Genomic DNA, 21,842 nt, shown 5'->3' on the forward strand with positions numbered 1-21,842 from the left:
GCGTCGTACGCCGGGCGGGCTCTCGGGGATGCTTCCGCGCGCTACGCCGTCGCGGAGGGAGCCCGCTCTAACTGCTCCGCGAGCCACACCGGCACCCCGCCCAGCAGCCGCACCAGGCGGATCGCCTCCGTGCGCAGCCGGGTCGCCTCCGGCTCCTCCTCCACCTCGGCCAGCGCCGCGAGGGCCGGGGCGATGCCGATCAGATAGCCCAGCTCCTCCCGGATGCGCAGCGACTCGGTGAAGCCGCGCCGCGCCTCGGCCAGATCGCCCTCCTGCTCCGCCATCGCGGCCAGATGGCGCCAGGTGAAGGAGCGCAGCAGCTCGTCGCCGTGGTTCGCGGCCCCGGCGTGTGCGCGCTGGAAGGCGGCCTGGGCGCCGGTCGGGTTCTGCGCCAGATGCTGGGCGATCAGACCGCGGCGGAAGTCCAGCAGCGGGCGGGTCCGCGAGCCGGGGCCGAGCAGCGCGGCGGCGCGCCCGAGCGCGGTCCGCGCCTCGTCGGCCCGGTCGCGCACCCCCAGCAGCGTGGCCGCGTACGCGAGATAGCCACGCTCGCACGCCGTGGCGCCCCGCTCGTCATCGGTCAGCGCCAGCGCCTCGGCCGCCCTCAGGGAGTCCTCGGCCGCATCCCACCCTTCGGAGGTGTACATGCAGCGCTCGGTGAGCACGGCGGTGCGCTTGAGCGCGGCCGAGGCGTCGCCCGCCGCGCGTGGTTGGAGCAGGGCGGCGGCGTCGTGCCAACAGCCGCGCGAGCGTAGCCGCCACACCGCCGTGTCCAGGGGGTCGTCCACAAGACCCGGGCTGAGATCAGAATCGGAATCCGATGATCCAGGTGGTGACATGGCGGTGTCCGCCACATTGCCCTCCCAAGCGCGCCATCGAGCAGGAAGCTGTGATCCGAATCTCAGCATGAATGCGTGGGCGCGGCCAAGAGGTCGGTGTGAATGAATTCACAAACACCCCAGGGAACCAGGGGGGATGCAGGAGAAACTGAACATCCCTTGACCAACAGGCGAACGGCCAAACGGACGAACGGGCGAACGACAGGCACGCAGGGACACAGACGGACCGGCGCCCGGCCGGTCAGCTCATCCGCAGCGCAAGGAAGAAGTCCAACTTGTCCTCGAGACGGGCCAGATCGCGCCCCGTCAGCTGCTCGATCCGCCCCACCCGGTACCGCAGCGTGTTGACGTGCAGATGCAGCCGGGTCGCACAGCGCGTCCAGGAGCCGTCGCAGTCCAAGAACGCCTCCAGCGTGGGGATCAGCTCGGCGCGGTGGCGGCGGTCGTAGTCGTACAGCGGGTCCAGCAGCCGGGCGGTGAAGGCGCGGCGGACGTCGTCGGGCACGAAGGGGAGCAGCAGGACATGCGAGGCGAGCTCCTGATGACCCGCCGCACACACCCGGCCGGGCCGGGCGGCGGCGACCCGCCGCGCGTGCCGCGCCTCCTCCAGGGCGCCGCGCAGCCCGTCCGCGGAGTGGACGACGGCGCTGACGCCGAGCGTCAGCCGCCCGTCGTCGTCGAGCCCGCGGGAGAGCGGTTCACGGACGGCGGTCAGCAGCGCGTCGGCCTGCAGCCCCGCCTCGAAGTCGTACGCCCCGCCGCCCTCGCCCTCGCCATCAGCCGCCGGGGCCTCGGGCGGCGAGGGCAGCGGGACCAGCGCGACCGCCTCGTCGCCGGTGTACGCCACCGCGATCCGGTCCGAGGGCTCGGGCCCGGTGGCCTCCGGATCGACCAGCACCTCTTCCAGCAGCGACTGGGCCACCGGACCGCCCGGCGCCCCGTCGCCCTCCCACTCCACCCGGGCCACCACCACCTGCCAGTGCGGCGCCGTGCCCAGCCCCGGCAGCAGTACGGGGGTGGCGACCCGCAGCCGCGCGGCGACCTCGGCAGGCGGCGCGCCCGACTGGACCAGCTCCAGTACCTCCTGCGCCAGCCGGCGCCGTACCGTGCGGTCGGCGTCCCTGCGGTCCCGCTCCACCGCGATCAGCTGGGTGACGCCGTGCAGCAGATCCAGCCGCTCCTCCGGCCAGTCGCCCGCGTCCGCCCCGACCACCAGCAGCCAGTCGAAGAGCACGGTCTCGCGTACGGCTCCGGTATCCGACGGCGTACGGCCGCCGCCTCGGATGGGGAACAGGGAGTACGTGGCGCCGTCGGCGGCGGTCACCCGGTGCGGGCCTCGGCGGCCGGAGCGCTGGGCGGCCAGATGCTCCCCGGCGAGCCGCGCCCGCACCGCGGCCGGCAACTCGGGCGCGCCGCCGGAGCCGATGCCCCCGGAGCCGATGCCCCCGGAGCCGATGCCCCCGGAGCCGGCGCCCCGGGAGCCGACGCCCGCGGCGACGCTCGGCACCGCGATCCGGCGGCCGGTGGGGGAGAGCACCCAGGCGGGCAGGTCGAGGTCGGAGCCGAGCAGATCCAGCACGACTTCCGGGCCGCCACCCGCGGGCCCCGAGCTCATGAGCCGCCGGTGCCGGTCGACGACGGCCGCCAGATCGCCGGCCCGCTCGCCGGAGACCCGGCGCACCACGTACTCGGTGATCGACGCGAACGACACGTCCTCCACCACCGAGAACAGCGGCAGCCGGTGCCGCGCGCAGGCCAGCACCAGATCCTCGGGCACGGAGCCGAGCTCCGCCTCGCCCGCCGCGAGCCCCGCGACCTGGGCCGCCGCCAGGATCCGTACGAACCGCTCGGAGTCCTCCGGCTCCCGCCGCCACGCCAGACCGGTCAGGACCAGCTCGCCGCCGGAGAGATAGCGGCTCGGATCGCGCAGATCGGTGGTCATCACGCCGCGCACGGTGCGGTCCAGCTCATCCTCGCCACCGAGCAGCCGCAGGCCCAGGGCGTCGGTCTCCAGCAGTGCGCGCAGCCGCATGTCGTCGCCAGCCGATCCTCGTGTGGTGCCGGTGGAAGCCTCGCCGTTTCCGGTGAATATCGCCGAGGTTTCCACTCCCCGTCTTTCGTTCGAATCTACAAGACCATGCCGCTGGCCAGCCAACTGCTTCATGGCTTTGGTGACTGCACCAGGTGGCCCACACCTCGGTCTACTGGCGGTAAGCCGTGTGCAGAGTTCGGGGGAGGACCCCGGAGAGAAGGGACGCCCATGGAATTTCTGCGCCCTGCCAGTTGGCAGGAAGCGCTCGCCGCGAAGGCGGAGCATCCCGCGGCCGTGCCCATCGCGGGCGGGACCGACGTCATGGTCGAGATCAACTTCGACCGCCGCCGCCCCGACCAGCTGCTCGACCTCACCCGGATCGCCGAGCTGTACGAGTGGCAGACCGGCGCGGAGACCGTACGGCTGGGCGCCTCCGTACCGTACACGCGGATCATCGAGGGGCTGGCCGCCGAGCTGCCGGGGCTGGCGATCGCCGCGCACACCGTCGGCTCGCCGCAGATCCGCAACCGCGGCAGCGTCGGCGGCAACCTCGGCGCTGCCTCGCCCGCCGGTGATGCGCACCCCGCGCTGCTCGCCGCCGGGGCCGAGGTGGAGGTCGCCTCGGTACGCGGCAGCCGCCGCATCCCGGTCGAGGAGTTCTACACCGGGGTGAAGCGCAACGCGCTGGCGGACGACGAGCTGATCAGGGCCATCCACATCCGCAAGGCCGCGGGGCCGCAGCAGTTCTCCAAGGTCGGCACCCGCAACGCCATGGTCATCGCCGTCTGTGCCTTCGCGATCGCGCTCCACCCGGACACCCGCACGGTGCGGACCGGTATCGGATCGGCCGCGCCCACCCCGGTACGGGCACGGGCGGCCGAGGACTTTCTGAACGCCGCACTCGCCGAGGGCGGCTTCTGGGACGGCGGCCGGACCATCCGCCCCTCCATCGCCCGCCGCTTCGCCGAACTGTGCGCCGCCGCCTGCGACCCGATCGACGATGTGCGCGGCAGCGCGGCGTACCGCCGCCACGCGGTGTCCGTCATGGCCCGCCGCACGCTCGGCTGGACCTGGGAGGCATTGACTGAGGGAGGCGCACGGTGCGCGTGACGTTCACGGTCAACGGGCGGCCACAGCAGGCCGACGATGTGTGGGAGGGCGAGTCGCTGCTGTACGTACTGCGTGAGCGGCTGGGCCTCCCTGGCTCCAAGAACGCCTGTGAGCAGGGCGAATGCGGATCCTGCACGGTCCGGCTCGACGGTGTGCCGGTGTGCGCCTGTCTGGTGGCGGCCGGTCAGGCCGAGGGCCGCGAGATCGTCACGGTCGAGGGCCTTGCGCGGTACGCCGACGCCCGGAGCCGACGGGCCACGGGCGAGGAGGCCACGGGCGACGAGACAAAGGCGTCCACGCCCCCGCCGCCCCCGCTCGCCCCCGTCCAGCAGGCGTTCATCGACGCCGGTGCCATCCAGTGCGGCTTCTGCACCCCCGGTCTGGTGATCGCCGCCGATGAACTGCTGGAGCGCACACCCGACCCCTCCGACGCCGACATCCGCGAGGCGCTGTCCGGCAATCTGTGCCGCTGCACCGGCTACGAGAAGATCCTCGACGCGGTCCGCCTGGCGGCCGCGCGCACCACGGAGGCGAGGTAGCCCATGGGCCCCGGCCGCACGCCCACCCCCACCCCCACCCCCACCCCCACCCTCACCCCCACCGAGCCGCGCCAGGGCGCCGCCACCCCGGGCACCATCGGCGAGTCCACGCCGCGCCCCGACGGCACGCTCAAGGCGACCGGCGAGTTCGCGTACTCCTCCGATCTGTGGCACGAGGACATGCTGTGGGGCTTCACCCTCCGCAGCCCGTACGCACACGCCGAGATCCGCTCCATCGACGTCGGCGAGGCGCTGGCCATGCCCGGTGTGCACACCGTCATGACGTACGCCGACCTCCCCGCCGAGACCCACTACGGCCTGGAGATCCGCGACCAGCCCGTGCTCGCCGCCGACCGGGTGCGCTACCACGGCGAGGCCGTCGCGATCGTCGCCGCCGACCACCCCGAGACCGCGCGCCGCGCCGCCGCGCGGATCAAGGTCGAGTACGCCGAGCTGCCGCTGGTCACCGACGAGGCCACCGCCACCGCGCCCGGCGCGCCCGTGCTCCACCCCGGCCGTACGGACCGCCACGCCGCACACGCCCCGCACCCCAACATCGTCCACCGCCAGCCCATCAGGCGCGGCGACGTCGCCGCCGCCCGGGCCCGCGCCGACGTGGTGGTGCGCCGGGACTACGAGGTCGGCATGCAGGACCAGGCGTTCCTCGGCCCGGAGTCCGGCCTGGCCGTGCCCGCCGAGGACGGTGGCGTCGACCTGTACATCGCCACCCAGTGGCTGCACGTCGACCGCGACCAGCTGGCCCCGGTCCTGGGGCTGCCCGCCGACAAGGTCCGGCTGACCCTGTCCGGCGTCGGCGGGGCCTTCGGCGCCCGCGAGGACCTGTCCATGCAGGCGCACGCATGCCTGCTGGCGCTGCGCACCGGCCGGCCCGTCAAGATCGTCTACAACCGGTACGAGTCGTTCTTCGGTCATGTCCACCGCCACCCTGCCAAGCTCACCTACGAGCACGGCGCGACGCGCGACGGCAGGCTGGTCTACGTCCAGTGCCGCATCGTCCTCGACGGCGGCGCGTACGCCTCCTCCTCCCCGGCCGTCGTCGGCAACGCCGCCTCGCTGTCCATCGGCCCGTACGCCGTGGACAACGTCGACATCGAGGCGCTGGCCCTGTACTCCAACAACCCGCCCTGCGGCGCGATGCGCGGCTTCGGCGCGGTGCAGGCATGCTTCGCGTACGAGGCGCAGATGGACGCGGTGGCGGCGGAGCTGGGCCTGGACCCGGTGGAGTTCCGGCAGCGCAACGCCATGGAGCAGGGCGCGGTCATGCCCACCGGCCAGCGCGTCGACTCCCCGGCCCCGGTCGCCGAGCTGCTGCGCCGGGTCAAGGCCCGGCCGATGCCGCGCGCCGACGGCTTCTCCGACGTACGGGAGCTGCCCGGCGGGCTGTCCAACACCAGCCACGGCGAGGGCGTGGTGCGCGGCGTCGGCTACGCGGTCGGCATCAAGAACGTCGGCTTCTCCGAGGGCTTCGACGACTACTCCACCGCCCGGGTGCGGCTCGAGGTGCTGGGCGGGGAGCCGGTCGCCCAGGTGCACACGGCCATGGCCGAGGTCGGCCAGGGCGGGGTGACCGTACACACCCAGATCGCCCGCACCGAGCTCGGCGTGGCGCGGGTCGTGCTGCACCCGGCCGACACCCAGGTCGGCTCGGCGGGCTCCACCTCCGCCTCCCGGCAGACGTATATGACCGGCGGCGCGATCAAGCACACCTGCGAGGCGGTGCGCGAGGAGGTGTTCCGGCGCGGCCGCGAGCGGTTCGGCGCCGACCACCCCGGCTGGGCGGGCGCGGGGCTGCTGCTGGCGGGCGGCAAGGTGGTCACCGAGGCGGGCGAGGTCATCGGCGACCTCGCCGAGATCCTGGGCGGGGACGCGATCGACATCGAGGAGGAGTTCCGGCACCGCCCGACCCAGCCCTTCCACCCGGAGACCGGACAGGGCTTCGGCCATGTCCAGTACTCCTTCTGCGCCCACCGGGCCGTCGTCGACGTCGACACCGAACTCGGCCTGGTCAAGGTCGTCGAACTCGCCGCCGCCCAGGACGTCGGCAAGGCGCTCAACCCGCTGTCCGTGGTCGGCCAGATCCAGGGAGGTACGACGCAGGGGCTCGGGCTCGCGGTCATGGAGGAGATCGTGGTCTCGGACGGCGCGCGGGTCCGCAATCCCTCCTTCACCGACTATCTGATCCCCACCATCCTCGACACGCCGAGCATCCCGGTGGAGGTGCTGGAACTGGCCGACGACCATGCCCCGTACGGGCTGCGCGGGGTCGGCGAGGCCCCCACCCTGTCCGCCACCCCGGCCGTCGTCGCCGCCATCCGGGCGGCGACGGGGCTGCGTCTCGGCCGCGTCCCCGTCCGCCCGGAACATCTGACGGATACGTGACGGTTATGGGTAAATGTGGCGTTGTCGCGGCACGCCGCCGGACGTGCTCCCCTTCGACAACGGACCCGACGGACCCAGGAGCTGAGCGCCATGCTGGACATCGCCGCCGAGCTGCACCGCTGGTGCGAGGAGGGACGGGACTTCGCCGTCGCCACGGTCGTGACCGCCGTCGGCAGCGCGCCCCGGCAGCCGGGCGCGGCGCTGGCCGTGGACGCCGCGGGGACGGCGATCGGCAGCGTGTCCGGCGGATGCGTGGAGGGCGCGGTCTACGAACTGTGCCAGGACGCGCTGCGCACCGGCCAGGCCGTACGGGAGAGCTTCGGCTACTCCGACGAGGACGCCTTCGCCGTGGGCCTGACATGCGGCGGGACCATCGACATCCTGGTCACCCCGGTGCCCGCCGACGACACCCGGCTGCGCCCGGTCCTCGCCGCCGCGCTGTCGGCCGCCGCGCTGTCCGGCGAATCCGATGGCCGCCCGGCGGCACTCGTACGGATCGCCGACGGGCCGCCGGAGCTGCTGGGCCGCGCGCTGCTGGTGCGCCCCGACGGCTCGTACGAGGGCAGCCTCGGCCCGGCCCCGGACCGTACGGCGGCCCTGGACCGTACGGCGGTGGACGAGGCCCGCGCGCTGCTGGAGGCCGGGCGCACCGCCACCGTGGAGGTCGGCGCGGACGGCGGGCGCTGCGGCGAGCCGGTCACTCTCCTCGTCGAATCCGCCGTGCCCCCGCCCCGGATGATCGTCTTCGGCGCGATCGACTTCGCGGGCGCGCTGGCGCGGATCGGGAAGTTCCTCGGCTACCACGTGACGGTGTGCGACGCCCGGCCCGTCTTCGCGACCGCCCGCCGCTTCCCGGACGCGGACGAGGTGGTCGTCGAGTGGCCGCACCGCTATCTGGACGCCACCGAGGTGGATGCCCGTACGGTGCTGTGCGTGCTCACCCACGACGCCAAGTTCGACATCCCGCTGCTGGAGCGGGCGCTGCGGCTGCCCGTCGGGTACGTCGGCGCGATGGGTTCGCGCCGCACCCACGAGGACCGGCTGCGGCGGCTGCGCGAGGCCGGTCTTGGCGAGTCGGCGCTGGCGCGGCTGCGCTCCCCGATCGGCCTCGACCTCGGCGCCCGGACACCTGAGGAGACCGCCTTGTCCATCGCGAGCGAAATCGTCGCGGCCCGACGGGGCGGCAGCGGCGTGCCCCTGACGGGCGTCCAGATCCCCATCCACCACGACCTTTCGGCGTCGGTGGGCATGGGGTGGATCGGCTCGGTCGTCTGACGGAGCGCCACCCGTGGGTGGGGGAGCGGTTCGGCCACCCGGCGGACGTACGCGTTGCGAGGTCCCGGTTTCTGATTGAGCCTCAGAAATCGACCCCGAAAACGCCGCTCGAGGAGTGCGTACGTGCGTAGAAGACGGACGATCCCCACCAAGCCGATGGCCATCCTGGCCGCGATCGCGCTGCCCCTGTCCACCGCGGCCGCCGGATACGCGGTGGCGCCGGGGGAACCCTCCCCGGCCAGGGCCCTGCACCGGCTGTACACCCCGCCGGCCGGTACGGGCCCCTTCCATCAGATGACCCGGCTGGTCAGGCACGGCGACCGCAGCGCGGCCGCCGCGTTGCTCGAGATGGTCCGCACGCCGCACGCGGTCTGGTTCGGGGACGACACACCGGAAGAGGTCGAGCAACTGGTCCGCGAGACCACCCGGCGCGCCGTGCGGCGGGGCCATGTGCCCGTACTCGCGCTCTACAACACGCCCGGCCGTGACTGCGGCAGTTACTCGGCGGGTGGCGCGCAGGGCACCGCCGAGTACCGGAAGTGGATCGACGCCGTCGCCCGGGGCATCGGCCACCGGCGGGCGATGATCGTCCTGGAGCCCGACTCGCTCGCCCTGTTGCCCTCCGACTGCGGCCGCGGCGTGAGCGCCGGGCGCGGCGAGGACTTCGCCGACGAGCTCGAGGGCGGGCCGGACGGCGCTCAGAACGCCGAGGAGGCGTCCGAGGGCGATGCCTTCGACAGCCGTCTGTTCGGCGCCGGGGCGGGGGTGCTCGGTGGCGAGCTCGCCCGCGCCGAGGCGCAGGCCGATGCGCAGGCTCAGGAGCAGATCGCGAGGCGGGGCGCCCATCGGGCCGCGGCCCCCGCCGACATCGACCCGGTCAAGGACCTGCCCGAGGAGGAGCACGCCGACACGCCGGACGAGGTGCACGCCGAGCCGGACGCGCCCGCGGAGAGACCCACGGACAAGCTCACTGAGAACCCCGCCGAGAAACCCATCGGCACCGTCACCGACGAACCCGAACCCGTCAGCAAACCCGCGAGCGCACTCACGAACACACCTATGGACACCCCCTTGGGCACCGCCCGGAAGGCACCCGCCCTCACCCCCACCGAGGCAAGGGCCCGCAACGCCGCCCGCTACGCCGAGCTCAACTACGCGGTCGACAAACTGGAACCGCTGCCCGGCACCAAGGTCTACCTGGACGGCGGCCACACGGACTGGCACCCCGTCAGCAGCATCGTGAGCCGGCTGCTCCACGCCGGTGTCGACAACGCCACCGGCTTCGCCCTCAACGTCTCCCACTACCAGACCGACGAGGACAACGCCTGGTACGGCCGGCTCATCTCCTCCTGCCTGGCCTATGTGGCCGACGGCGGCAACCCGGCGGAGTGCCCCGACCAGCGGTGGCCGCGGCTGCGCGCCGAGCGGTGGCTGGAGGTCAATGTGCTCAACGAGCCCGAGGAGATGAAGCACTTCGTCACCGACACCAGCCGCAACGGCCGCGGCCCCTGGCTGCCCCGGGCCGGCAGCCACGCCGACCCCCAGTCCTGGTGCAACCCTCCCGGCCGCGGCCTGGGCATGCGTCCCACCACCAAGACCGGCGATCCGCTGCAGGACGCCGCGCTGTGGGTGAAGACCCCCGGCGAGTCGGACGGCCAGTGCCTGCGCGGTACGGAGGGGCCCCATGACCCGGAGCGCGGCATGGTCGACCCGGAGGCGGGCGAGTGGTTCCCCGAGCAGGCCCTCGAACTGGTCCGCAACGCCCAGCCCGCCCTGTGACGGATCGTCAGGCGGCTGCTGACACCCCCGGTACGGTCACTCCGACCGGGGGTGCCGGGGGCGGTGATCTCCACGAGCGAGACGCCGCGCCCAAGCGCCCGGCCCGGCAGCGGGCACAACGTCTCCCTCGCGTGCGACTTCCGTAGGGTGGGCGGGGCCGACGGAGGAGACGATGGGGTGAGACCGGTGGTCCGGGTAGTGGTCGTGGACGACGAGCCGATGGTGTGCGTGTTCCTGCGTACGATCCTCGGCTCGGCCGAGGACATCGAGGTCGTGGCCGAGGCACACGACGGCGCGGCCGGCGCCGAGGCGGTCGAGCGCCACCGGCCGGACGTGGTGCTCATGGATCTGCGGATGCCGGGCGTGGACGGGCTCACCGCGATCGAGCGCATCAGGGAGCTCGCCGACCCGCCGGTCATCGTGGTCCTGACGACCTTCGACGCCGACCAGTACGTACTGCGCGCACTGCGGGCCGGTGCGACGGGCTTCCTGATCAAGACCACGCCGCCGGAGGACCTGATCGGACTGGTGCGCGTGGCCGCCGAGGGCCACACCGTGCTCTCCCCGGCCGCCGCCCGCCGGCTGATCGCGGCCTCCTCCGACGGCCACTCGGCGCGTGACCGGGCGCGGCGGCTGGTGGAGTCGCTGACCGAGCGGGAGGTCGAGGTGTTGGCCGGGCTCGGCGAGGGGCTGTCGAACGCGCAGATAGGGGCGCGGCTGTATCTCTCGGAAGCCACGATCAAGGGGTATGTGTCGCGGCTGCTGGACAAGCTGGGCTGTGTGAACCGCACCCAGGCCGGGCTGCTCGCCCACGAGGCGGGGATCAGCTGACGGGTCGCTTACGCAACCCCACCACGGGCAGCGCCAGGAGGGCGAGTGCGGCGCCGATCCACAGCACGCTCGTGGTGGCGATGGTGTCGACCGCCAGACCGCCGAAGAGCGCGCCGAGCGCGATGGACAGGTTGACTGTGGAGACGTACAGCGAGGAGGCGGCCTCGCTGGTGTCCGGTGCGGCGTCGAGGATCCAGGTCTGGAAGGTGACCGGCACGGCGCCGTAGCCCAGGCCCCACAGGATCAGGATCGTGCTCGCGCTGACGGCGCTGTCGCCGACGAGCGCGAGGAGCGGCATGGTCAGGGCCAACACCACACAGATGCCCATGACGGTCTGCCGCAGCCGCTTGGCGATGAGCGCGCCGGCGATGAAGCTGCCGCAGATACCGGCGAGTCCGAAGGTCAGCAGTAGGGCGCTGATCACGCTGTCGTCGACCCCGCCGTCCTGGAGGATCGGTCGGGTGAACGTATAGGCCACGAAGTGCCCGGTGATGACGAGGAAGGTGAGGGCGATCCCGGCCCCTACGCCGCCGTTGCCCTTTGAAGACCTTCGGCAGGTCCGCGAACGCGATGGTCCGCTCCGCCGGCACCTTCGGCATCAGGAAGACCACGCAGACCAGGGAGGTCAGCCCGAGGACGCCCACGGCGGCGAACGCGGTGCGCCAGTCGCTGAGGTCGCCGATGAACGTCCCGGTGGGGACCCCCAGGACGGACGCGGTCTCCACACCGCCGAAGATGACGGCGGTGGCCCGGGGGACGTGCTTCTCCGGTACGAGCCGCAGTGCTATGCCACCGGCGATGGACCAGAAGCCCCCGACGCTGACGCCGATCAGAAACCGGGCGGCCAGGACCACCGCGAAGCCGGTCGCGAAGGCGGAGGCGAGGTTGGCCGCGCCCACCAGGCCGATCAGGACGGCCAGCACGATACGGCGGTCGATGTGGCCGGTGGCCATGGTGACCAGGGGCGCGGAGACTGCGGCGACCAGGCCGGGAACGGTCACCATCAGTCCCGCGGTGTCCTCGGAGACGTGCAGCGCGGAGCCGACGGAGGTGAGCAGGCCCATGGGCAGCAGTTCGGAGGTCATCAGAGAGAAGATGCCCAGGCCAGGACGGCGAGCCACCCCTTGACGGGCGAACGGCCCACCGCGGCGGGTATCGGGGCGGGCACCGGGGTGTCGACAGTGGACAGCGGTCACGGCTGAACCAGCCCTTCATGAGGAAACGGTCCATGGCATGCCATGGGCGGTGGCCGCCGCAGGTGGGCCCTGCGGTGGCCACCGCCCATGGGAACTGTCGGCTACTGGGTGCCGGGCGTCTTGCGCGTGGTGACGTTCATCAGGTCTCTCCTTCGTGGATACCCCCGGCTTCAGCCGGGGGAGGAAACGAAGCGCCTATGGAGCGGGGCAGGGAAAGCCGATTCGCCGTCAGGGCGGATCGACGTCCGCTGTCCGGCTGCTGTGCAGGGCTGTTCGGGTTGGGTGGTGTAGGCGTATCCGTCGGCCCGTTGGAGGAGGCGGACGTAGGTGTGTCGGATACCTTGAACGGTTCCGTTCGCGGTGGTGATGTTGAAGCTGCCGGTCGCCCGTACGGCGACCCGCCCTGTATGGGTACCGGCCTTCTTGCCGGTGGGAACGACAGCGCGGACGAGGTCGCCGGTGGTGCAGCCGAAGAAAGTTTTGTGGCGGGGCATGCGCAGGCGGGGGAAGCCGTGCTTGTCGGTGCGGGTGCGGGCGTGTGTGCCGCGCCCCGTACACCCGGCCACCAGCACACGAGTGACGATTTCGGTGATCGAATCGAGCTTGCCCACCGCCAGTGCATCCAGGGTGTGGGACTTGGACAGGCCCCAGCGGGTGCGGTTCCACTTCGTCCGACCGCCCGAGGCGGTGTGGGTGGGCAGCATTGCCTCCAGCGCCCGCCACAGTGCCCACCTGGTCGAGTTGACGGCGGCTGCATCCCTGAGCGGGGCCTTGGCTCGCCGCAGGATGTCTGCGGCCCGCTTGGGGGCGAACTCTTCCACCCGCCGATTGGACTTGGCTTCGTTGCAGGGGATGCAGATCGGCACGAGGTTGGATATGCGGTCCGAGCCGCCCCAGGAGCGGGGCTGAATGTGGTCGATGTTCAGCGGCACGTTCGTGATGCCGCAGTAGACGCAGGCCCGCCCGAGCTTGGCCAGGAGGTATCCGCGGACCTCCATACCGTGGAGGGTGCCGTGCTGGTACTCGACTCCCTCCAGCGGCTTGCCCGCGCTGATGGCGTGGGTGTCGAACGCCACGCGTTCGACGTGCACCGCCCTCACGGGCGCCCACCTGGCCAGCCGGTTCGTCCACGACATGGTGGTGGCCACCCGGTGATGGAGAGAGGGCGCCAGCCAGCCCTTGGGCCGGGTGCGGTTGTTGAAGCGTGGCTTGCGGTAGCGCAGGTTGCGCGACCTGCGTCCGCGACGGTATGCGGCGCGCTGCTCCAGCTTCTTGCGGATCGTCGCGCCCCGATGGTCGAGCTGCACCGCATACCGGGCGCGGCGTTCGCCCGCAACGGCGGTGAACACCGCGATGCCGGTGTGCTTGCTGCCGGGGTCGATGCCGACCTCTACCCCGTCGACCTTTGAGACGGCGGCGGTACGGTCTTTGAGGCGGATGACGAACGGCGTATGCCGGTGGACAACAGCCCTTCCCTTCTTGAGGAGCTTGCGGGCCCTGGCCGGGGCGCATGGCTGCAACGGGCGATGATGTTTGTCGAGCACGAACACAAACGGGTGCCGCTCACGCGGCTGCTTCCCAACCTGAGGGTTGGGAGTGACGCTGCCGGGCGCAGGTGAACGCTCGGCGGTCTCCTCTCGCACATGTTCTGCGCCGGATGCCTCGCGGCGTTCGAGCCCCGTTTCGTCCCTGATCCCGGGGTTGTCTGCTGACTCGAATTCCAGAGCGAGCCGCTGAGGAAGGACAGCGCGGTGGGTTTTCTGTCCTGCGCGGAACGTAGCTCGACGAGGGCGATGTGGCCACGATGGTCAAGATGTTCGACGATCTACGTCAGTTGGCCCTCTCGGAGGCGGACTCGGCCGAACTGCTGGCCTCCAAACTGAAGAAGCACCGCAGAAAGGCCACCACACATGCCTGACCCCTCCATAGCGCCGTGGCGCAAGTCCAGCTTCAGCGATGCGGGCGGCAACTGCGTCGAAGTCGCCCCGCAGGCGGACGGCACGATCGCCGTCCGTAACAGCAAGAACCCCGAAGCGGGCACTGTGTTCTTCACGCGCGCGGAAATGGACGCCTGGCTGAGGGGCGTCAAGGCGGGCGAGTTCGACGACCTTGTGAGCTAAGACTTGATCCGCGGTTCACCAGAGAGTGAGCTACGGACTGCGCGCTGGGCGGTGGCGCCTGCCCCGTCACCCAGGAGACGGCCAGATATGAACTGCCATCGCCCAACCTGCCTCTTTACGCTGAAGGTTGTCCTGTCTGCCTGTTTCAGGAGGTGCCGTGCGGCCCCACTCGATGTACTGCTACACCTGCGGCTCTGACGAACAGCACCGCCCCCTCACCGCCGCAGAAAAGACCTGGCTCAAGAACCGCACGGGTCGCAAGAGTGTCGAAGAGTTCTTCATGTGCACGAAACCGGGCTGCCGCAATCTGCGCACCGGCTTCAACCAACACCCCTTCGACCCTGTCATCCGTGTCCCCGAGCCCGACTGAACCCTCTCGGAACCTGAGGATCTCCAGGGCGGTTCCGTTCGGATAGCTGTCAGGCCCCCGGGTTGTGCCGGACGAGGGTGTCGACGAGGCCGGAGACGGTGTTCGGGAAGTCCATCGGCACCACGCCGAGGCCGGTCCAGCCGTTGGCCTCGGAGCTCTCCAGGAAGCTCTTGACCTGCGGGTTCAGCCGGTCCGCATTGGAGCGGGGCGGGAGCAGGGCGGCGGTGGAGACGTAGTTGAAGAAGAGCTTGCCGGGCTGGGCCGCGGCCTTGCGGAACTGGGCCTGGATCTTCGGGTACTTGCCGAACGGCTCCGCCATGTAGTCGTCCTGGATGTCGAAGAGCCCCGCGTCGGCGTAGCGCACCCCCGGCATGTTGTCGGAGTCGGCGAGCAGGACGACCTTGCCGCGGGCCTGGCCCAGCGTCGGCAGCGTGGCGTCCAGGCGGAACAGTGACCGCCAGCCCTTCCCGTCGAGGTAGGTGTCGAAGATACGGCGGAACTCGGCGGCGCTCTCCTCGGAGTACTCCTGCTTGACCCGCATCAGCACGGTCTCCGACGGGTGCGCGGTCAGAAAGGAGCGGCAGGCGGTGAGGACGTCGTCGAAGTTGAGGTGCTGGTAGAAGGCCCCGTGGTGGATGGGGAAGGCGCCTTCGAAGGCGCGGCAGCGGATGTCGAGGAAGCGTATGCCGCTGTTCAGCTGGTCGCCGATGGTGGTGTTCTGGCACTCCGTCCAGGCGCCGCCGTAGCGGGCGCCGGAGTCATGGGTGCCGGGCAGCGTCAGCCGCTGGACGGGGGTGGCGTCGGCGATACCGGACAGCCAGTCCTGGGGCGCCAGCGGCCTCGGTGCGGCGGTCGCCGTGGCCGTACCGCCCATGGCTGAGACCAGTCCCGCGGCGGACACCGCGGCCGCGCCCCTGAGGAACCCTCGCCGGTCCACTCGCCGGTCCATGCGCAATCTCCCGTCGCCGTCGCTCACCCGCTCGTGTCGCACGGCATCGAACCACAAGTCTGCTTGGGAAACCGCTAGTTGTGGTTGCTCGTGATCAAAATAGTGTGCCAAGCGACCACTTGTGATCGGCTCGCTCGACCTCTCACGCTGCGGTGGGGCCCCGGCATACTGCCGCGGCCCCACCTGAAGCATCAGAGCCGGCGAACGACACCGCACTGGGCCAGCGCGCGGTTCACGGCTGCCGCCATGGCCTGCTCGCCCTGTGCGTTCGGGTGGGCCGGCGCCGCCGGAGTCTCGGGAGCGAGGCTCTCGATCCAGCGCTCACCGACCGGTTGGCACATGTCGTGGCCGATGGTGGGCTTGTATGTGTCGACGTACGCGGCCCTGCCGAGCTCGGCCTGGTGAGCGATCATGGAGTTGAGGGACTTCGTCTTGTCCCGCAGATAGCCGAAGTCCCCGGCGGCGAAGGGGACGCTGCGGCTCGTGCAGCCGACTCCGCTGTCCGGGAAGAGCGACGGATAGCCGACCATGACCACCTTGGCGCGCGGGGCGCGACGGTGAACTTCGGCGATCACCTGGGAGATCTTCGGCGCCGTGGCGGCGATGCTCTGCTCCACCTGGTCGCTGCCGCCCTGGGTGAGAGCGTCACGGCACGGGCTTCCGGACGGGTTCCCCGCGCCCAGCGTGGCGCAGCGTCCCAGCACGGCGGAGAAGCCGATGTCGTTGCCGCCGATGCTCACGGTCACCAGGTCGGTGTCGCGCTTGAGGGCGTCGTATTGGGCGGGCGCCGTGTCCGTGGCGAGGGCCAGGTCCGCGGTGGTCGCCCCGGAACATGTGACGTCCGTCAGCCGTGCCGTGTTCCGCTCGGCCACGAGATGCGGGTAGTTGGCGTTGGAGCGGGCGCACGCGGTGTCGATCTGCTCGGGGACGCCGGGGGCCGCGGCGTAGGAGTCTCCCAGGGCCACGTAGTCGAGCGATCCGGTGTGCCGCGGCGCGGCGCTCGCCGGTGCAGAGGACGTCATCGCGAAGGCCAGCGCGCCGGCGGCGGCTATGGCGCCGAGGGCGGCCGTGCGTTGACGTGGGCTGTGCGTGGAATGTGGTTTCACCCGGGCAAGTATCGCGAACGCCCTCGTATCCTCCAAGCAACTCACCGACCGCACGTGGGACTTGGGAAGAGGCGGAGACCAGGACAGAAGCTGACCGCAAGGCCCCGTAGCGTGGAGCGCATGACGAACGACGTACTCGGCCCCCGAGCGCTCAACAGGGCGCTGCTGGAGCGCCAACTGCTGCTGGACCGGTCGGGGTCCCTCACCGCCCTCGAGGTGATCGAGCGGCTTGTCGGCATGCAGTCCCAGGCGCCCGGCGCCCCGTACATCGGTCTGTGGACACGCCTGGACGGCTTCGCCTTCGAGGAGCTGGCGCGGCTGACGCAGGAGCGGGAGGTGGTGCGGATGGTGCTGATGCGCGGCACCGTGCACCTCGTCTCCGCGGCCGACGCGCTTCGGCTGCGTCCGCTCATCCAGCCCATGCTCGACAAGCAGTTCCGTGGCACGCCCTTCGCGCCCGGGCTGACCGGTGTGGCGCGGGAGGAGTTGGTGGCGGCCGGCCGGAAGCTGCTCACGCGGGGTGCCCTGAGCCCGGCCGAGCTGCGCACCGAGCTCGGTCCCCGGTGGCCGGACGCGAACCCGGACGCGCTGGTCAACGCGGTGCGGCTGTGGGCGCCGCTGGTGCAGGTGCCGCCGCGCGGGCTGTGGGGGAAGAGCGGCGGGCCCCGGTACGCGACCGTCGAGGACTGGCTGGGACGGCCGATGGAGGCCGAACCCTCCCTGGACGCCGTGGTGCTGCGCTATCTCGCGGCCTTCGGGCCCGCGACCGTCGCGGACATCCAGAAGTGGTGCGGGCTGACCGGGCTGCGCGAGGTGGTCGAGCGGCTGGGGCCCGGTCTGCGGAGGTACCGGGACGAGAGCGGGCGCGAGCTGTACGACCCGGCGGACGCGTCGCTCCCGGACCCCGATCTGCCCGTCTCCGCCCGCTTCGTAGCGGACTTCGACAACCTGCTGCTCTCGCATGCTGACCGCGCCCGCATCCTCGCCGATGAGTACCGGGTGCCGGTGATGGGCGTCAACGGCATCGTGCGCGGCACGATCCTGGTGGACGGCTTCGTCGCCGGGATCTGGAAGGTCGAGCGCGCCCGCGGTGCGGCGGTGCTGCGCGTGACCCCGTTCGTCCGGCTCGGCGCCGCCGACCGGGAGACCCTGGAGGCCGAGGGCGCGCGGCTGCTGGCGGTGACCGACCCGGCGGCGGGGGAGCGGGATGTGCGGTTCGAGCCGGTGACGGTCTGATCAGACGGATCAGACGGATCGGACCGAGTCGTCGTCCGGCGGTTCAGAGCCAGCCGCGCCGTTTGAACACCACGTACAGGCTCAGACAGACCACCGCCATCAGCAGGATCGCGAAGGGGTATCCGAAGGCCCAGTGCAGCTCCGGCATCTCGCGGAAGTTCATGCCGTAAATGGTGCCGACGAGGGTGGGGGCGAAGAGGATGGCCGCCCAGGCGGAGATCTTCTTGACCTCCTCGTTCTGCTCGAAGCCCGCCTCGGCCAGCGCCCGCATCTCCGCGTTCTGCTGCTGGGTGACCAAGGTGGCGTTGACGGCGAGGATGTCGGTGAGGGCCGAGCGGAAGCCGTCCACGCGCTCGCTGGTGTGGGTGACGTGGTCGGCGACGTCCCGCAGATAGCGCCGCAGCTCCTCGTCCGTGCCGTACTTGTCGAACCCGGCCATCAGGCCGTGCAACATCCCCACCAGCGGACGGGTCGCGCGCTGGAACTCGACCATCTCGCGGGAGAGTTCATAGATACGGCGGGAGACCTCGGGGTGGCCGCGGAAGACCTCGGTCTCGATCTCGTCGATGTCGTTCTGCACGCCCGCGACCACCGGGGCGTAGCCGTCCACGACCGAGTCCAGGATGGCGTACAGCACGGCCTCGGGACCGAGCGCCAGCAGCTCCGGCGCGGCCTCCATCCGGCGGCGCACCGCCGACAGATCGGGGGCGGCGCCGTGGCGTACGGTGATCACGAAGTCGGGGCCGACGAACACATGCAGCTCGCCGAAGTCGACCTCCTCGGGCGCGTCGAGGTAGCGGGCCGCGCGCAGCACCACGAACAGCGTGTCGCCGTAGCGCTCCAGCTTCGGCCGCTGATGGGCCTCCAGCGCGTCCTCGATGGCCAGCTTGTGCAGGTCGAACTCGTCCGCGAGCGACAGCAGCTCCGCCTCGGTGGGCCGCAGCAGCCCGATCCACGCCATACCCCCGGGCTCCTCGCGCAGTCGCCGGTACGTGGCGGCCAGGGAGCTGGGCGTGCCGACCCGGCGCCCGTTCCGGTACACCGCGGCGTCGACCACGCTGCGGTCGTCCTCCGCCGCGGCCTGGGCACCCGGGCCCTCGGCGTGCGGATCGGCGCTCGGCGGGTTCGGCGGTGTGTCCCGCGCCGAGCCGGAGCCCGGTGCGGCACGCAGCCAGGAGGGCTTCCGCGGTGAGCGCGGGGACCGGGGACGGTGCTCTTCGCTGTGCATCGCGGACCTCACCTCCTTGAGCCTGGGCGCGCCGGCACGGGGCGCTGACCTCAGGGTCTCAGGGAAGGATATACGTACCAAATGACCCGGATCGGGTCGGGCTGCCCCACCGGGCGCACGCGCCGCCGGGCCGCGCCGGACCCGGGGCTTTGACGACGGGGCCTACGGCAGCAGCCCGGCGCGCCGGGCCTCCACCACCGCGTGGAGCCTCGTGTGCGCCCCCAACTTCCGCATCGACGAGCGCAGGTAGCTCTTCACGGTCTCCGGCCGCAGCCCCAGCCGGTCCGCCGCCACCGAGTTCGTCGCGCCCGACGCCACGCACGCCAGCACATCCACCTCGCGCGGCGACAGCTCCACCCCCGGCCGCGCCGCCGTGTCCGCCGTGCCGCCCGAGGAGGCTTTGGCCAGCCTTCCGCAGGCGCTGAGGATCCGCTCCCGCAGCTGCGGGTCGGTGACCTGCTGGGCCAGCGCCCGCAGATCGCCGTGTGCCTCCCGTACCTCTTCCCACAGCGCCGGATCCGCCTCGGGCTGCTGCTGCGTGACGGTGATCAGCCGCTGTGCCTCGTCCTGCACCGCCAGCGAGTGCTCCAGTTCGCGCGCCGCCTCCATCGCCGCGTTCAGCGCCCGGTCGCCGAGCGCCAGGGGCTGGCGCAGCGCGCCGTACAGCACCCCGCGCACCCGGCCGCGGACCACCACCGGGACCGCCAGCATCGAGCGCAGGCCCTCGGCGCCGACCGCCGCGTCGTACTCATGGCTGATGACCCGGGAGACCGGGTAGTCGACCACCGAGATCGGCCGGGACATGGTGAGGACCTTGCCGCCGAGACCGTTGCCGGGGGTGACGGCGAGCCCGCGCAGGGAGTTGGTCGTGGTGCCGGTGAGTTCGGAGATACGGAACTGCCGCGCGCTCGGGAACAGCCCGCCGAAGGCCACGGGCAGCCCGCCGCGCCGCCGCATCCGTAGCAGGGCCGTCCGCACATCCACCGTCCGGTCCGATTCCGCCACGGCCACCTCCCCGAAATACCACCACCCCCGTCCGGGGGTGGTGAGACTCAGATCACCCGTCGCACGATGCTAGCGAGCGCCATGGCAATCAGGAGGAGATGTGACAGCAAACGGCCCGACTCAGAGTTTCCGGGCGGCACGGGATTTCCTCCTGGCCCACGGAGACGACTACGCGGCGGCGTACGAGGGTTTCAGCTGGCCGCGCCCGGCCGAGTTCAACTGGGCGCTCGACTGGTTCGACCAGATCGCCCAGGACAACGACCGTACCGCGCTGCATATCGTCGAGGAAGACGGCCTGGAGACGCGGATCAGCTTCCAGGACATGCGCCGCCGCTCCGACCGGGTCGCGAACTGGCTGCGCGCGCGGGGCGTGCGGGCCGGTGACCGCATCGTGGTCATGCTCGGCAACCAGACCGAGCTGTGGGAGACCGCGCTGGCGGCCATGAAGCTGCGGGCCGTGGTCATCCCCGCCACCCCGCTGCTGGGCCCGCTCGACCTGGTCGACCGGGTGGAGCGCGGGCGCGCCGCGCATGTGATCGTGCGGGCCGAGGACGCCGCCAAGTTCGCCGAGGTGCCCGGGGACTACACCCGTATCGCGGTCGGCGGCGCTCCCGACGGCTGGCTGGCCTACGCGGACGCGGGCACGAGTACGGGTACGGACGCGGGCACGGGTACGGGCGTCGGCGGGGGCGAACCCTTCGTGCCGGACGGTCCGACCCTGGCCACCGACCCCCTCATGCTCTACTTCACCTCGGGCACCACCGCCCGCCCCAAGCTGGTCCAGCACACCCACATCTCGTACCCCATCGGCCATCTGTCGACGATGTACTGGATCGGGCTCCGGCCCGGCGACGTCCACCTCAACATCTCCTCCCCGGGCTGGGCCAAGCACGCCTGGTCCAACCTGTTCGCCCCGTGGAACGCCGAGGCGACCGTGTTCGTGCACAACTACACGCGCTTCGACCCCACCCGCCTCATGGCCGAGATGGACCGCTGCGAGGTGACCACCTTCTGTGCCCCGCCGACCGTATGGCGGATGCTCATCCAGGCCGATCTGACCCAGCTGCGCACTCCGCCCCGCGAGGTCGCCGCGGCCGGGGAACCGCTCAACCCGGAGGTCATCGAGCATGTCCGGCGCGCCTGGGGGGTGACCATCAGGGACGGCTTCGGCCAGACCGAGACTTCCGTGCAGGTGGCCAACACCCCGGGCCAGCCGCTCAAGGTCGGCTCGATGGGCCGCCCCAGCCCCGGCTTCGCGGTCACCCTGCTCGACCCGGTCACCGGGCAGCCGGGGGACGAGGGCGAGATCTGTCTCGATCTGTCGGGTCCCTCGGGCCGGCCCGTCGGCCTGATGACCGGTTACGAGGGTGATGAGGAGCGGACCGCCGAGGCGACGGCGGGCGGCTACTACCGCACCGGGGACATCGGATCGCGCGACGCCGATGGCTACATCACCTATATCGGCCGAGCGGACGACGTCTTCAAGGCATCCGACTACAAGATCTCGCCATTCGAGCTGGAGAGCGCCCTTCTGGAGCACGAGGCGGTTGCCGAGGCCGCCGTGGTGCCGGCGCCCGATCCGCTGCGGCTGGCGGTGCCGAAGGCGTATGTCGTGCTGGCCGAGGGGTGGGAGCCGGGGCCAGAGACCGCGAAGGTCCTGTTTGCTCACTCCAGGGCGGTTCTTGCGCCGTACAAGCGTGTCCGTCGACTGGAATTCGCAGAACTTCCCAAGACCGTGTCCGGCAAAATCCGCCGTATAGAGCTACGCGAGCGCACGCTGCGCGGCGATGGTGTCGAGTTTCATGAGGAGACCACCTCATGACCGAC

19 protein-coding genes and 1 pseudogene are annotated in these 21,842 nt (G+C 71.6%); 11 read left to right on the top strand and 9 right to left on the bottom strand.

Translation table 11 applies throughout. From position 1 onward, the window contains the following. Nucleotides 1-41: 41 nt before the first annotated feature. Nucleotides 42-839, bottom strand: a complete 798-nt coding sequence (locus tag ACFV2X_RS34065; protein WP_385624268.1) for a hypothetical protein — start codon at nt 837-839, stop codon at nt 42-44. 241 nt (nt 840-1,080) lie between these two features. Continuing rightward, complete coding sequence (locus ACFV2X_RS34070; RefSeq protein ID WP_385624081.1) at nt 1,081-2,871, bottom strand: PucR family transcriptional regulator; 1,791 nt, start codon at nt 2,869-2,871, stop codon at nt 1,081-1,083. A gap of 228 nt (nt 2,872-3,099) precedes the next feature. On the opposite strand from ACFV2X_RS34070, the gene ACFV2X_RS34075 reads away from it, so the two are divergent. From ACFV2X_RS34075 to ACFV2X_RS34100, 6 genes are all read left to right on the top strand, one after another. After that, nucleotides 3,100-3,981 (top strand): FAD binding domain-containing protein, encoded by an 882-nt coding sequence (locus ACFV2X_RS34075; protein WP_385624083.1) that lies wholly within the window; start codon nt 3,100-3,102, stop codon nt 3,979-3,981. Beyond that, entirely contained in the window at nt 3,972-4,520 is a 549-nt protein-coding gene (locus tag ACFV2X_RS34080) for a (2Fe-2S)-binding protein (RefSeq protein WP_385624085.1), read from the top strand. Before ACFV2X_RS34075 ends, ACFV2X_RS34080 begins: the two co-directional genes overlap by 10 nt. Nucleotides 4,521-4,523: 3 nt before the next feature. Next, a complete protein-coding gene (gene pucD / locus ACFV2X_RS34085; protein WP_385624087.1) occupies nt 4,524-6,920 on the top strand; it encodes a xanthine dehydrogenase subunit D in 2,397 nt (798 codons plus the stop codon). Nucleotides 6,921-7,010: 90 nt separating this feature from the next. Continuing rightward, nucleotides 7,011-8,195 (top strand): XdhC family protein, encoded by a 1,185-nt coding sequence (locus ACFV2X_RS34090; RefSeq protein WP_385624090.1) that lies wholly within the window; start codon nt 7,011-7,013, stop codon nt 8,193-8,195. Nucleotides 8,196-8,318: 123 nt separating this feature from the next. Further along, nucleotides 8,319-9,974 carry a glycoside hydrolase family 6 protein gene (locus ACFV2X_RS34095; protein ID WP_385624092.1) on the top strand — a complete coding sequence of 552 codons (1,656 nt, stop codon included), beginning with the start codon at nt 8,319-8,321 and terminating at the stop codon, nt 9,972-9,974. 186 nt (nt 9,975-10,160) lie between these two features. Continuing rightward, nucleotides 10,161-10,805, top strand: a complete 645-nt coding sequence (locus tag ACFV2X_RS34100) for a response regulator (RefSeq protein ID WP_385624271.1) — start codon at nt 10,161-10,163, stop codon at nt 10,803-10,805. Here ACFV2X_RS34100 and ACFV2X_RS34105 read toward each other — a convergent pair. From ACFV2X_RS34105 to iscB, 3 genes and pseudogenes are all read right to left on the bottom strand, one after another. Next, on the bottom strand, nt 10,798-11,283 hold the full coding sequence (locus ACFV2X_RS34105; RefSeq protein ID WP_385624095.1) for an MFS transporter: 486 nt from the start codon (nt 11,281-11,283) through the stop codon (nt 10,798-10,800). The genes ACFV2X_RS34100 and ACFV2X_RS34105 overlap by 8 nt on opposite strands. Nucleotides 11,284-11,434: 151 nt before the next feature. Beyond that, nucleotides 11,435-11,890 (bottom strand): annotated as a pseudogene (locus ACFV2X_RS34110) (MFS transporter); the annotation flags it as partial. A gap of 281 nt (nt 11,891-12,171) precedes the next feature. Further along, entirely contained in the window at nt 12,172-13,551 is a 1,380-nt protein-coding gene (gene iscB, locus ACFV2X_RS34115) for an RNA-guided endonuclease IscB (RefSeq protein ID WP_385624097.1), read from the bottom strand. Nucleotides 13,552-13,796: 245 nt separating this feature from the next. Here iscB and ACFV2X_RS34120 point away from each other — a divergent pair, with 245 nt between their 5' ends. The 3 genes from ACFV2X_RS34120 to ACFV2X_RS34130 all read left to right on the top strand — a co-directional run bounded on the left by ACFV2X_RS34120 (nt 13,797) and on the right by ACFV2X_RS34130 (nt 14,491). Then, a complete protein-coding gene (locus ACFV2X_RS34120; RefSeq protein ID WP_385624099.1) occupies nt 13,797-13,919 on the top strand; it encodes a hypothetical protein in 123 nt (40 codons plus the stop codon). Continuing rightward, nucleotides 13,912-14,121, top strand: coding sequence for a DUF397 domain-containing protein (locus ACFV2X_RS34125; RefSeq protein ID WP_311723494.1), 210 nt, complete (start codon nt 13,912-13,914; stop codon nt 14,119-14,121). Before ACFV2X_RS34120 ends, ACFV2X_RS34125 begins: the two co-directional genes overlap by 8 nt. A gap of 172 nt (nt 14,122-14,293) precedes the next feature. Continuing rightward, nucleotides 14,294-14,491, top strand: coding sequence for a hypothetical protein (locus ACFV2X_RS34130; protein ID WP_385624274.1), 198 nt, complete (start codon nt 14,294-14,296; stop codon nt 14,489-14,491). Nucleotides 14,492-14,540: 49 nt separating this feature from the next. On the opposite strand, the gene ACFV2X_RS34135 is transcribed toward ACFV2X_RS34130, so the two are convergent. Continuing rightward, the gene (locus ACFV2X_RS34135) at nt 14,541-15,440 is read right to left on the bottom strand and encodes a phosphatidylinositol-specific phospholipase C domain-containing protein (protein WP_385624102.1); all 900 of its coding nucleotides are present in this window, start codon (nt 15,438-15,440) and stop codon (nt 14,541-14,543) included. 191 nt (nt 15,441-15,631) lie between these two features. Next, nucleotides 15,632-16,546, bottom strand: coding sequence for an SGNH/GDSL hydrolase family protein (locus ACFV2X_RS34140; RefSeq protein WP_385624104.1), 915 nt, complete (start codon nt 16,544-16,546; stop codon nt 15,632-15,634). A gap of 120 nt (nt 16,547-16,666) precedes the next feature. Here ACFV2X_RS34140 and ACFV2X_RS34145 point away from each other — a divergent pair, with 120 nt between their 5' ends. Beyond that, nucleotides 16,667-17,782 carry a winged helix DNA-binding domain-containing protein gene (locus ACFV2X_RS34145; RefSeq protein WP_385624106.1) on the top strand — a complete coding sequence of 372 codons (1,116 nt, stop codon included), beginning with the start codon at nt 16,667-16,669 and terminating at the stop codon, nt 17,780-17,782. A gap of 43 nt (nt 17,783-17,825) precedes the next feature. Here ACFV2X_RS34145 and ACFV2X_RS34150 read toward each other — a convergent pair whose 3' ends face one another. Then, on the bottom strand, nt 17,826-19,010 hold the full coding sequence (locus ACFV2X_RS34150; RefSeq protein WP_385624109.1) for a CorA family divalent cation transporter: 1,185 nt from the start codon (nt 19,008-19,010) through the stop codon (nt 17,826-17,828). 162 nt (nt 19,011-19,172) lie between these two features. Continuing rightward, entirely contained in the window at nt 19,173-20,015 is an 843-nt protein-coding gene (locus tag ACFV2X_RS34155) for a response regulator transcription factor (protein WP_385624111.1), read from the bottom strand. 100 nt (nt 20,016-20,115) lie between these two features. Between ACFV2X_RS34155 and ACFV2X_RS34160 the strand changes: the two genes are divergently transcribed. Then, complete coding sequence (locus tag ACFV2X_RS34160; protein ID WP_385624113.1) at nt 20,116-21,837, top strand: AMP-binding protein; 1,722 nt, start codon at nt 20,116-20,118, stop codon at nt 21,835-21,837. Nucleotides 21,838-21,842 lie beyond the last annotated feature (5 nt).

The organism is Streptomyces sp. NPDC059679, from assembly GCF_042734105.1.
Lineage (GTDB): Bacteria > Actinomycetota > Actinomycetes > Streptomycetales > Streptomycetaceae > Streptomyces.